Origin of the sequence: Enterobacter sp. MGH 16 (genome assembly GCF_000493175.1) — a bacterium.
In the GTDB taxonomy this organism is placed as follows: Bacteria; Pseudomonadota; Gammaproteobacteria; order Enterobacterales; family Enterobacteriaceae; genus Enterobacter; species Enterobacter roggenkampii.
On record NZ_KI535695.1, the window covers coordinates 32,925 to 44,230 of the forward strand.

At 53.9% G+C, this 11,306-nt stretch carries 8 protein-coding genes, 1 tRNA gene and 1 pseudogene; 8 read left to right on the top strand and 2 right to left on the bottom strand.

From position 1 onward, the window contains the following. Nucleotides 1-47: 47 nt before the first annotated feature. Nucleotides 48-1,106: a DNA polymerase IV gene (dinB, locus tag L362_RS22490; RefSeq protein ID WP_008500252.1), complete on the top strand. Its 1,059-nt coding sequence runs from the start codon at nucleotides 48-50 to the stop codon at nucleotides 1,104-1,106. 76 nt (nucleotides 1,107-1,182) lie between these two features. Here dinB and pepD read toward each other — a convergent pair whose 3' ends face one another. Further along, a complete protein-coding gene (gene pepD / locus L362_RS22485) occupies nucleotides 1,183-2,640 on the bottom strand; it encodes a cytosol nonspecific dipeptidase (protein WP_023293206.1) in 1,458 nt (485 codons plus the stop codon). Nucleotides 2,641-2,900: 260 nt separating this feature from the next. On the opposite strand from pepD, the gene gpt reads away from it, so the two are divergent. The 3 genes from gpt (at nucleotide 2,901) to crl (ending at nucleotide 5,169) form a co-directional block, all read left to right on the top strand. Further along, nucleotides 2,901-3,359 carry a xanthine phosphoribosyltransferase gene (gene gpt / locus L362_RS22480; protein WP_003863205.1) on the top strand — a complete coding sequence of 153 codons (459 nt, stop codon included), beginning with the start codon at nucleotides 2,901-2,903 and terminating at the stop codon, nucleotides 3,357-3,359. A gap of 106 nt (nucleotides 3,360-3,465) precedes the next feature. Then, nucleotides 3,466-4,710: an esterase FrsA gene (frsA, locus tag L362_RS22475; RefSeq protein WP_008500250.1), complete on the top strand. Its 1,245-nt coding sequence runs from the start codon at nucleotides 3,466-3,468 to the stop codon at nucleotides 4,708-4,710. Nucleotides 4,711-4,767: 57 nt separating this feature from the next. Further along, on the top strand, nucleotides 4,768-5,169 hold the full coding sequence (crl, locus tag L362_RS22470; protein WP_008500249.1) for a sigma factor-binding protein Crl: 402 nt from the start codon (nucleotides 4,768-4,770) through the stop codon (nucleotides 5,167-5,169). A gap of 135 nt (nucleotides 5,170-5,304) precedes the next feature. Here crl and phoE read toward each other — a convergent pair whose 3' ends face one another. After that, nucleotides 5,305-6,357 (bottom strand): phosphoporin PhoE, encoded by a 1,053-nt coding sequence (gene phoE / locus L362_RS22465; RefSeq protein ID WP_008501878.1) that lies wholly within the window; start codon nucleotides 6,355-6,357, stop codon nucleotides 5,305-5,307. A gap of 304 nt (nucleotides 6,358-6,661) precedes the next feature. On the opposite strand from phoE, the gene proB reads away from it, so the two are divergent. The 4 genes and pseudogenes from proB to L362_RS22445 all read left to right on the top strand — a co-directional run bounded on the left by proB (nucleotide 6,662) and on the right by L362_RS22445 (nucleotide 10,578). Next, nucleotides 6,662-7,765, top strand: a complete 1,104-nt coding sequence (gene proB / locus L362_RS22460) for a glutamate 5-kinase (RefSeq protein ID WP_008501877.1) — start codon at nucleotides 6,662-6,664, stop codon at nucleotides 7,763-7,765. Between the two features lie 11 nt (nucleotides 7,766-7,776). Beyond that, a complete protein-coding gene (gene proA, locus L362_RS22455; protein WP_023326745.1) occupies nucleotides 7,777-9,030 on the top strand; it encodes a glutamate-5-semialdehyde dehydrogenase in 1,254 nt (417 codons plus the stop codon). A 111-nt stretch (nucleotides 9,031-9,141) separates the two neighbouring features. Continuing rightward, nucleotides 9,142-9,217 (top strand) — tRNA-Thr (locus L362_RS22450). Between the two features lie 163 nt (nucleotides 9,218-9,380). Beyond that, nucleotides 9,381-10,578 (top strand): annotated as a pseudogene (locus L362_RS22445) (tyrosine-type recombinase/integrase). The last annotated feature ends 728 nt before the right edge of the window (nucleotides 10,579-11,306 follow it).

Genomic DNA, 11,306 nt, shown 5'->3' on the forward strand with positions numbered 1-11,306 from the left:
CTCATTTGTTTACTGTATACTTATCCAGTGATGAGTGAGGGCTTACTATGCGCAAAATAATCCATGTTGATATGGACTGCTTTTTTGCCGCAGTGGAGATGCGAGACAACCCAGCGCTGCGGGATATTCCCATCGCCATTGGCGGCAGCCGCGTTCAGCGTGGCGTTATCAGCACCGCCAACTACCCTGCGCGCAAATTTGGCGTGCGTAGCGCCATGCCGACGGCGATGGCCTTAAAGCTTTGCCCTCATCTCACGCTTCTGCCCGGGCGGTTCGACGCCTATAAAGAGGCTTCCCTTCATATTCGGGAAATCTTCTCCCGCTATACCTCTTTGATAGAACCGCTGTCGCTGGACGAAGCCTATCTCGATGTGACCGACAGCGTGCATTGCCACGGCTCCGCCACGCTGATGGCGCAGGAGATCCGCCAGACGATTTTCAACGAGCTGAATCTGACGGCATCTGCGGGGGTTGCGCCCGTTAAATTCCTTGCCAAAATCGCTTCGGATTTAAATAAGCCCAACGGCCAGTACGTCATTACGCCGGAAGAGGTGCCTGCATTTTTAAAAACGCTGCCGCTCGGCAAAATCCCCGGCGTCGGGAAAGTCTCCGCCGCAAAGCTGGAAAGCATGGGGTTACGCACCTGCGAAGACGTGCAGCGAAGCGACCTCGCCATGCTGCTCAAGCGCTTCGGGAAGTTTGGCCGCGTGCTGTGGGAGCGCAGCCAGGGGATTGACGATCGCGATGTGAACAGCGAACGGCTGCGGAAATCCGTCGGCGTCGAGCGAACCCTCATTGAAGATATTCATGACTGGTCCGAATGCGAAACCATTATCACGGAACAGCTTTATCCTGAGCTGGAACGACGCTTAAGCAAGGTAAAACCGGACCTGCTGATTGCCCGTCAGGGCATCAAGCTCAAATTCAACGATTTTCAGCAGACCACGCAGGAACATGTCTGGCCGCGTCTGAATAAAGACGATCTTATCGCGACGGCAAAAAAGGCATGGGAAGAGCGACGAGGAGGGCGAGGGGTGAGGCTGGTGGGATTGCACGTCACGCTGCTGGATCCGCAGTTAGAGCGACAGCTGGTATTAGGATTGTAAAAAAGCCCGGTGCGCTACGCTTACCGGGCCTGGGTTTTTCACCCTCTCGCTGTGGGAGAGGGCTGGGATGAGGGTATTACTTAACTGGGATCGCCTTAAGCAGTTCAGTCAGCAGCGTCCAGTAATGACCGACGCTTTCGATATGAACCTGCTCATCCGGCGAGTGCGGGCCGGTAATGGTTGGCCCGATAGATACCATGTCCATATCCGGATACGGTTTCTTGAACAGACCGCATTCCAGACCCGCGTGGATCACCTGAATGTTCGGCGTGCTGTTGAACAGACGCTGGTAGGTTTCACGCACCAGTGCCATCACCGGAGAGCTCGCATCCGGCTGCCAGCCCGGGTAGCTGCCTTTGGCGGAGGTTTTTGCGCCCGCCAGCGTGCCCAGAGATTCCAGCATGCTCACCACATACTCTTTACCGCTGTCGATAAGGGAGCGGATCAGGCAGATGATCTCCGCGCTGTCGTCGCTCATGGTCACCACGCCCACGTTCAGTGAGGTTTCCACCACGCCTTTCGCCACGTCAGAGTTGCGGATTACGCCGTTTGGCGTCGCGTTCAGCAGCTGAACGAAGGTGTCACGAGACTGCACGGTCAGCGCGGCTTTATCCGTGGAGACGGATTCCAGCACCACGGTCAGGTTCTTCTCTTTCGCCGACAGTTCGTTTTTCAGGATATCCAGGTACACGGTGGAGAGTTTTTTCAGCTCGTCGGCTTTTGCCGCTGGTACCGCTACGGTGGCGAAGGCTTCGCGCGGGATCGCGTTGCGCAGGGTACCGCCGTTGAAGTCTACCAGACGCAGATCCAGCTCGGCCGCATGGCCTGCCAGGAAGCGTGCCAGCAGCTTGTTGGCGTTACCCAGACCCAGATGAATATCACCGCCGGAGTGGCCGCCTTTCAGCCCTTTCAGCGTCAGCTTGAAGGTCTGGAAACCGGCAGGAATCGCTTCGCGTGACAGCGGCAGGGTAGAGATGAAATCAATCCCGCCCGCGCAGCCCATGTAGATCTCGCCTTCTTCTTCGGAGTCGGTGTTGATCAGGATATCCGCCTGCAGCCAGTTCGCCTGCAGGCCGAACGCCCCGTCCATGCCCGCTTCTTCGGTCATGGTCAGCAGCACTTCCAGTGGACCGTGCTCAACGCTGTCGTCGGCCAGCACGGCCAGCGCAGAGGCCATACCGATGCCGTTATCCGCACCCAGGGTGGTGCCGCGCGCTTTCACCCAGTCGCCGTCGATGTACGGCTGAATCGGGTCTTTGGTGAAGTCGTGAACGGTGTCGTTGTTCTTCTGTGGCACCATGTCCAGGTGCGCCTGCAGCACAACCGGTTTACGGTTTTCCATGCCTGCGGTGGCGGGTTTGCGGATCAGAATGTTGCCAACCTGGTCACGTTCCGCATGCAGACCTTTTTCCTTCGCCCAGCCCATAATATGTTCGGCAAGCTGTTCTTCATGGTAGGAAGGGTGTGGAATGGAGCAGATTTTGGCAAAAATATCCCACAGCGGCTGCGGAGATAGTTGAGACAGTTCAGACACGATAAGTCTCCTTGTCGAGGCGCTGCAAACAGGGTTGCAGGTCACAGGGTTAGCAGGTTAATAGTTACCACAAGTCAGGCTTGCGAGATGAAACTGAGAATACCACTTTCTCTGCTGGCTGGTAGCATAAAGCATGTAAAAACTCAGGCAGAGGGCGCTAAACACTGGTTTTTAGTGCGTCAGATCTCTATAATCTCGCGCAACCTATTTCCCCCTCGAACACTTTTTAAGCCGTATAAAAACAGGCTGGGACACTTCACATGAGCGAAAAATACGTCGTCACCTGGGACATGTTGCAGATTCACGCACGCAAACTGGCTGCGCGTCTGATGCCTTCCGAACAGTGGAAAGGCATTATTGCCGTCAGCCGTGGCGGTCTGGTACCGGGGGCGCTGCTGGCACGTGAGCTGGGTATTCGTCATGTCGATACCGTTTGCATCTCCAGCTATGACCATGACAACCAGCGCGAGCTGAAAGTGCTGAAACGCGCGGAAGGCGACGGTGAAGGCTTCATCGTTATTGATGACCTGGTGGATACCGGCGGTACCGCGGTGGCTATCCGTGAAATGTATCCGAAAGCACATTTCGTCACTATCTTCGCGAAGCCTGCTGGCCGCCCGCTGGTTGACGATTACGTGATTGATATTCCGCAGGATACATGGATTGAACAGCCATGGGATATGGGCGTGGTCTTCGTACCGCCAATCTCGGGTCGTTAATCACGTTCCGCAATTAATTTAACGCCCGGTGATGCCGGGCGTTGTTTTTTTTAGTCTGGCGCGCGTTACAATAGTCTCTATACGACGTATTCATGGAGGCAATGCAATGACGCAGGCGAATCTCACCGAGACTCTCTTCAAACCCCGTTTCAAACACCCTGAAACGTCGACGCTGGTGCGTCGCTTCAATCCGGGTACTCAGCCTGCCGTCCAGTCTGCGTTAGACGGTAAAAACGTGCCTCACTGGTATCGCATGATTAACCGCCTGATGTGGATCTGGCGCGGTATCGACCCCCGTGAAATCCTTGATGTGCAGGCACGTATCGTGATGAGTGAAGCCGAGCGTACCGACAGCGAACTCTATGATACGGTGGTGGGCTACCGTGGCGGAAACTGGATCTACGAGTGGTCTAAACAGGCGATGCTCTGGCAGCAAAAAGCCAGCCAGGAAGAGGATGCCACGCGCAGCGGCAAACACTGGCTGCATGCGGCCAACCTCTATGCCATTGCCGCGTATCCACATCTGAAAGGCGATGAGCTGGCTGAACAGGCGCAGGCGCTGGCGAATCGCGCCTACGAAGAGGCGGCTCAACGCCTGCCGGGCCAGATGCGCGAGCTTGAGTTCGCTGTTCCGGGCGGGGCGCCCGTTACCGGGTTCCTGCATATGCCCGAAGGTGAAGGTCCGTTCCCGACCGTGCTGATGTGCGGCGGGCTGGACTCTCTGCAAATTGACTATTACAGCCTGTATGAGCGCTACTTCGCACCAAAAGGGATCGCGATGCTGACGCTGGATATGCCCTCAATTGGCTTCTCCTCCAAATGGAAATTGACTCAGGATTCCAGCCTGCTGCACCAGCATGCGCTAAAAGCGCTGGAAAACATTCCGTGGGTTGACCACACCCGCGTGGCGGCATTCGGCTTCCGCTTTGGCGCAAACGTCGCGGTGCGTCTGGCTTACCTTGAATCCTCCCGCCTGAAAGCTGTCGCCTGCCTTGGACCGGTCGTTCACGCCCTGCTCAGCGATCCCGCACGCCAGGGGAGCGTGCCCGAAATGTACCTTGATGTGCTGGCCAGCCGTCTTGGCATGCATGATGCATCAGACGAAGCGCTGCGCGTTGAGCTCAATCGCTACTCGTTAAAAACGCAAGGGTTGTTGGGACGTCGCTGCCCGACGCCGATGCTGTCGGGGTTCTGGAAAAACGATCCGTTCAGTCCGGAAGAAGAGTCGCGCTTAATCACGTCGTCATCTGCGGATGGCAAACTGCTTGAGGTGCCGTTCAGCCCGGTCTATCAGAATTTCGATAAAGCTCTGAAGGAGATTACGCGCTGGATCGCTCAGAGATTGTGTTAATAGATTGCTAAATTTCGCTGGTTTGGTAAAACAGTGGCTTCACAAAAGGAGATCGCAATGACGTTACCGAGTGGACACCCGAAAAGTAGATTGATTAAGAAGTTCATGGCTCTTGGCCCGTATATTCGAGAAGAGCAGTGTGAAGAGAATCGCTTTTTTTTCGACTGCCTGGCTGTATGCGTCAACGTGAAGCCTGCACCCGAAAAACGTGAATTCTGGGGCTGGTGGATGGAAATGGAAGCAGAGGAAAAACGCTTTACGTATAGCTACCAGTTTGGCCTGTTTAATAAAGACGGTAACTGGCAGGCCACCACCATTAAAGATCAGGAAGTGATCGATCGCCTGGAATATACCCTGAAAGAGTTTCACGACAAAGCGAGCGCACTGCTGGCCACCCTGGACCTTAAGTTCGAGCCAGCGGATGATTTTTCCAGCGAAGCGGTGAAGCTGACTGCCTGATAGCGTCACAGCGCCGGGTGGCGGCTTCGCCTTACCCGGCCTACAAAATGCACTATCCCGTAGGCCCGGTAAGCGCAGCGCCACCGGGCAAAAAAATCCCGGCTTATCTGCCGGGATTTCCTTATTCGGATAATCTTAGAACTGGTAGGTCATACCCAGGGCAACGATATCATCGCTGCTCACGCCCAGTTTATTATCGTCGTCAATCTGGTTAATTTTATAATCAACAAACGCGGACATATTTTTGTTGAAGTAATAGGTCGCGCCAACGTCAATATATTTCACCAGATCTTCGTCACCAATACCTTCGATATCTTTGCCTTTAGACTGGACATAACCCAGGGACGGACGCAGACCGAAATCGAACTGATATTGTGCGACCACTTCAAAGTTCTGCGCTTTATTGGCAAACCCGCCAGAAATCGGCGTCATATTGCGGGTTTCTGAATACATCGCTGCCAGATAAATATCGTTCGCGTCATATTTCAGACCAGTAGCCCAGGCTTCGGCTTTCTGCCCCTGACCACGCGCCAGCAGGTTCTGCGCGTTGGTGCGGTCAGAGTTAGTGTAAGCACCGCTGACGGCGAAATCGCTGCCGCCGAAGTCATAGCTCAGAGAGGTACCAAAACCGTCACCGTTCTGCTTCTTGGCATCACGGTTTTCGTTTTTACCCTGGTACTGCAGGGTCATGTCCAGGCCGTCAACCGCGCCGAAGAAGTCGGTGTTGCGGTAGGTGGCAAGACCGGTCGCACGCTTGGTCATGAAGTTATCGGTCTGCGCGGAAGAGTCGCCGCCGAACTCAGGGAACATGTCGGTCCATGCTTCGACGTCATACAGCGCACCCAGGTTACGACCGTAATCCAGAGAACCAAAGTTTTTCAGCTTCAGGCCCGCGAACGCCAGACGGGTTTTCTGAGAGGAGTCGCTCTCGGCTTTGTTACCCGCAAATTCAGATTCCCAACGACCATAGCCCGTCAGCTGATCGTTAATCTGGGTTTCGCCTTTAAAACCGAAACGAACGTAAGTCTGATCGCCATCTTTGGTGGCATCATCGCTGATGTAGTGCATGGCTTTCACTTTGCCGTACACGTCCAGCTTATTACCATCTTTATTATAAACTTCAGCTGCGTGAACGGATGCAGAAGCCACTACGCCCATAACCATTAATGCCAGAGTGCTCTTTTTCATTTTCGATCCTGTCTTATAAACGCGCTAAAAAATTCGCTGGACGATAAGCTCATGCTTAAGTCCCGTGAAAAAACAGGAAGGGTTTTATCGTTCTGGAATGAAACTTTTATGACAAACTAAGAATAATTTTAAAAAACTGTGATTTATTATTTCGGTAATAAAAGTGTCAAATTCTCCCGCTACGCTTCCTGATCCCGCGCAACAAAGTGTTTCGCGATGTGCTAAGGCAGTTGGCAACGGGGCTGACTCCTGCTAAAACGTTCGTTCGACATTACTTTCCCTTATCGTTGAACGGCAGAGAATCATGAGTGACAGCCAGACGCTGGTGGTAAAACTCGGTACCAGTGTTTTAACAGGCGGATCGCGCCGCCTAAATCGCGCCCACATTGTTGAGCTTGTACGTCAGTGCGCTCAGTTACATGCCGCAGGGCATCGTATTGTAATTGTGACCTCCGGGGCGATTGCCGCCGGGCGTGAACACCTGGGTTACCCCGAACTCCCCGCGACGATCGCCTCTAAACAGCTGCTGGCCGCCGTGGGACAAAGCCGACTCATTCAACTCTGGGAACAGCTGTTCTCTATCTATGGCATCCACGTCGGACAGATGCTGCTGACGCGTGCGGATATGGAAGACAGAGAGCGCTTCCTGAACGCCCGCGATACCCTGCGCGCGCTGCTGGACAACAATATCGTTCCGGTCATTAATGAGAACGATGCCGTTGCTACCGCTGAAATCAAAGTGGGTGATAACGATAACCTCTCTGCGCTGGCCGCCATTCTGGCTGGCGCCGATAAATTACTGCTTCTGACCGATCAGCAGGGGTTGTTCACTGCCGATCCGCGCTCCAACCCGGAAGCCGAGCTGATTACCGACGTTCACGGCATCGACGATGCGCTGCGCGCCATCGCCGGTGACAGCGTGTCCGGCCTCGGAACGGGCGGTATGGGGACCAAGCTACAGGCCGCCGACGTGGCGTGCCGCGCCGGTATCGACACCATCATTGCCGCGGGCAGCCGCCCTGGCGTGATTGGCGACGTGATGGAAGGCATCTCCGTCGGCACCCGCTTCCACGCTCAGGAATCCCCGCTGGAAAACCGTAAACGCTGGATATTTGGCGCGCCACCTGCGGGCGAACTCGTCGTTGATGAAGGGGCGACCGCCGCGATTCTGGAACGAGGAAGTTCATTACTTCCTAAAGGAATTAAAAGCGTGACAGGCAACTTCTCCCGTGGTGAAGTGATCCGCATCCGTAACCTCGAAGGCCGCGACATCGCCCACGGCGTAAGCCGCTATAACAGCGATGCCCTGCGCCGCATCGCGGGTCACCATTCGCAGCAGATCGACGCCATTCTGGGCTATGAATATGGCCCGGTTGCCGTGCATCGCGATGACATGATTATTCGTTAAGGAGCCAGAACATGCTGGAACAAATGGGCGCCGCCGCGAAGGCCGCCTCTTACAAACTGGCGCTCCTTTCCAGCCGCGAGAAAAACCGCGTGCTGGAAAAAATCGCTGATTATCTGGAATCTCAGTCCCAGGAGATTTTGCTCGCCAACGAGCAGGATTTACTGGAAGCGCGTCGCAACGGTCTGAGCGAAGCGATGCTCGACCGCCTGGCATTGACCCCGGCCCGCCTGAAAGGCATCGCCGACGATGTTCGTCAGGTCTGCAATCTGGCCGATCCGGTAGGGCAGGTGATTGACGGTGGGCTGCTGGACAGCGGTTTACGCCTGGAGCGCCGTCGCGTGCCGCTCGGCGTTATCGGCGTTATTTATGAAGCCCGTCCAAACGTGACGGTAGATGTCGCCTCCCTGTGCCTGAAAACCGGCAACGCCGCTATTCTGCGCGGTGGGAAAGAGACCTGGCGCACCAACGCCGCGACGGTGAAAGTCATTCAGCAGGCGCTGGAAGAGTGTGGCTTACCGGCGGGTGCCGTGCAGGCAATTGAGAGCCCGGACCGCGCGCTGGTCAACGAAATGCTGCGCATGGACAAATACATCGACATGCTGATCCCACGCGGCGGCGCGGGGCTGCACAAGCTGTGCCGCGAGCAGTCGACGATTCCGGTTATCACCGGCGGTATTGGCGTGTGTCATATCGTGGTAGACGACAGCGCTGAGATTGCACCGGCGCTGAAGATTATCGTGAACGCGAAGACCCAGCGTCCAAGCACCTGTAACACCGTGGAAACGTTGCTGGTGCATCAGGGCATAGCGAACACCTTCCTGCCGGCCCTGAGCAAACAGATGGCAGAGAGCGGCGTGACGCTGCATGCTGACGCCAGTGCGCTCGCACTGCTGCAGGATGGCCCGGCTAACGTCGTTCCCGTCAACGCGGAGCAGTATGACGACGAGTTCCTCTCACTGGATCTGAACGTGAAAATCGTGAGCGATCTTGACGACGCGATTGCCCACATCCGTGAGCATGGCACGCAGCATTCTGACGCCATCCTGACGCGCACCTTGCGCAATGCCGATCGCTTCGTGAACGAAGTGGATTCCTCTGCGGTGTATGTGAATGCCTCCACCCGCTTCACCGACGGCGGCCAGTTCGGCCTCGGCGCTGAGGTAGCGGTCAGCACGCAGAAACTGCACGCGCGCGGTCCGATGGGGCTGGAAGCGCTGACCACGTACAAGTGGATCGGCTTCGGCGACGATACGATTCGTGCGTAAATAATCACGGGTGATGCAAAAATAGCCGTTTGATTCAAAAGGGCATTGACGCATCACCCGGATAGATCTAACCTTTTGCCCCGTGGTTACACTCGTAACCGGCCTCTCAGGGCCGATATAGCTCAGTTGGTAGAGCAGCGCATTCGTAATGCGAAGGTCGTAGGTTCGACTCCTATTATCGGCACCATTTCAAACTCTCCCCAGGTCTACCGAAATTAACTGAAAGCCCGAATACTGCGGTTTCTGGCCCGTATTTTATCTCCTGTTATCAACTGGACTCCACCGGAATCAAGTTACAATTGGGGGCATAAGCGGGGGCATTCTGTGTTCGCTCCAGCGAGATGCCCCCAATGAAGCTAAATGCGCGACAGGTAGACGCTGCTAAACCCAGAGAGAAAAGCCTACAAGCTGGCAGATGGTGCTGGTTTGTATCTTGAAGTCATTCCCTCTGGTTCTCGATACTGGCGGATGAAATATCGCTTCAATAGAAAAGAGAAGCGTATGGCTTTTGGCGTTTATCCGGCAGAGTCCCTTGCGCAAGCGAGGGCACTACGCGATGAAGCCAAGAAAAAGCTGGCCGAGGGTATCGATCCGTCTTTCGCAAAGAAAGAAGAAAAGCTGGTTCGCGATGTGCAGCTCAATAATACATTCCAGTCTGTGGCGCTTGAGTGGCACGGTACGAAGGTGGGCAGATGGTCAGAAGGTTATGCCTCCGACATTATCGAAGCCTTCAATAAAGATATTTTCCCTTATATTGGCCAACTGCCGGTGAATGACATCAAGCCTTTGGTTCTGCTGAATGTGCTGTGTCGAATGGAAAGCCGTGGCGCAACAGAGAAGGCTAAGAAGGTTCGCCAGCGCTGCAGCGAAGTCTTTCGCTACGCCATTGTTACCGGTCGTGCGGAATACAATCCTGCAGCGGATCTAACCAGCGCGATGTCAGGGCATGAATCGAAGCATTATCCCTTTCTTACTGTTGATGAATTGCCTGACTTCTTTAAAGCTCTCTCAGGTTATACAGGAAGCCCGTTAGTTGTTTTTGCCGCTCGTCTGCTGATCCTTACGGGAGTTCGTATTGGCGAGTTCCGAGGTACTTTCTGGAGTGTATTTGATCTTGAGAAAGCGGTGTGGGAAATCCCTGCCGAGCGAATGAAGATGAAACGACCTCACCTTGTCCCCCTCTCTACCCAAGCACAAGAGATCGTACAGCAGCTCAAAGTGATGTCTGGACAATATCCCCTGGTGTTTCCAAGGAGGAATGATCCCCGCAAAACAATGAGCGAAGCGAGTATTAATCAGGTGTTTAAGCGTATTGGATACACGAGGAGGGTAACGGGGCATGGTTTCCGCCACACGATGAGTACCATTTTGCATGAGGAAGGATTCAATACAGCATGGATTAAAACCCAGCTTGCTCATGTTGATAAGAATTCTATTCGCGGGACGTATAACCATGCTAAGTATCTTGAAGGTAGAAGAAATATGATGCAGTGGTATGCGGATTATATAAGCCAATTCGGAAAATCGAAATTAATACATGCCTCTTAATAATATTTATTAATTAGGGGATTGTTCTTTTATGAATAAGGGAAAATTATCCGTAGAGCGCTTCCTCAGGGAAGCGCTCCAGATCAAAAATTCTATTTTTTTTGTTGCTGATGGAAAATCCCGCTACTTATGGTTTTTAAAAGTTTTTTCCTTGCTGAAGCATCAGCATCAGCATCAAAAGTGCGGCTTTTCCATTTTTTGAGGGCGACCAGCTGATTCCGTCATAATGAGAACGAATCATTTTCGTAAACGCCACTCAGTTCAATCGCCAAAGTTTCTTTCAGAAGTACACTAAAACCTTTTATTAGGCTAATACCAATCATCTTCCAGGGTTTATCATCTGTAGGGTTAGTCCCATGGGCGAAAAATAATCACAGTACAAAACCATTATCTTTTCACACACCTGGCGGTCACGCTGCAGAGTTTCCTTTCCGGCATCATTTACATTCTGATAATAATCAGTCATGTAGCCACGCAGTTCAATTACCGGATGGCCGTTCCATGGTGATCCGACTTTTCCTTAATTTAACCGTTTCCGGAAGTGTACCACGCACACGGAATAAACACACCGCCCTTTTCCGGTGGTGAGCGGGCGGTCGCGGGGGAGGGGAGTGACACAACATATAGCGTTAACCTCAGCTGCGAACACAGCTACAATTGTGTCAGGGAGCCGATGCGCGCCGGTGGGGCTGACGGAGATCCGGAACCAGGGGTTTTCGGATCTCAGG

Bases quoted from the DNA above. Each gene is read 5' to 3' on its own strand.
- dinB (WP_008500252.1), top strand. From the start codon at position 48: ATGCGCAAAATAATCCATGTTGATATGGACTGCTTTTTTGCCGCAGTG.
- gpt (WP_003863205.1), top strand. From the start codon at position 2,901: ATGAGCGAAAAATACGTCGTCACCTGGGACATGTTGCAGATTCACGCA.
- frsA (WP_008500250.1), top strand. From the start codon at position 3,466: ATGACGCAGGCGAATCTCACCGAGACTCTCTTCAAACCCCGTTTCAAA.
- crl (WP_008500249.1), top strand. From the start codon at position 4,768: ATGACGTTACCGAGTGGACACCCGAAAAGTAGATTGATTAAGAAGTTC.
- phoE (WP_008501878.1), bottom strand. From the start codon at position 6,357: ATGAAAAAGAGCACTCTGGCATTAATGGTTATGGGCGTAGTGGCTTCT.
- proB (WP_008501877.1), top strand. From the start codon at position 6,662: ATGAGTGACAGCCAGACGCTGGTGGTAAAACTCGGTACCAGTGTTTTA.
- proA (WP_023326745.1), top strand. From the start codon at position 7,777: ATGCTGGAACAAATGGGCGCCGCCGCGAAGGCCGCCTCTTACAAACTG.